The following is a 485-nucleotide window of genomic DNA, read 5'->3' on the forward strand; positions in this document are numbered from 1 at the left end:
CGAGGTGGAGCTCGGCCGCGCGGGGGTCGAAGCGGGATATCTCCATGAGGTCCTCGACGAGGACGGCGAGCTTTCCGGTCTCGGCGCTGACCAGCCGCAGGGCGGCGGCCGTGTCGGGGTCGAGGCGCTCGGCCTCCTCGTCCAGGACCTCGGTGACGGCGAGCATGCCGGCCAGCGGGGTGCGCAGTTCGTGGGAGACGTCGGAGGCGAAGCGGCGGGCCCGGACCTCGGCCTCGCGCAGTTCGTCCACCGACTGTTCGAGGGCGCCCGCCGTCTCGTTGAAGGTGCGGGCGAGTCCGGCGAGCTCGTCGGAGCCGCGGACCTCGATCCGGGTGTCGAAGCGGCCGCTGCCGAGGCGCTGGGCGGCGCGGCGCATGTCCCGTACGGGGCGCAGCACGCTGCGCGCGGCGAGCAGGGCGGGGATGACGGCGATGGCGAGGCCCGGGTCGGCGCCGCGCTTGGCGGCTTCGACCATGGCCTCGACC

General features: G+C 75.1%; 1 protein-coding gene. It reads right to left on the reverse strand.

The genetic code is table 11. The annotated features are described in order from the left end of the window. On the reverse strand, positions 1-485 hold a 485-nt coding region (locus G3I78_RS47870; RefSeq protein ID WP_164436893.1), incomplete at both ends, for a HAMP domain-containing protein.

The organism is Streptomyces sp. SID13726, from assembly GCF_010548375.1.
Lineage (GTDB): Bacteria > Actinomycetota > Actinomycetes > Streptomycetales > Streptomycetaceae > Streptomyces.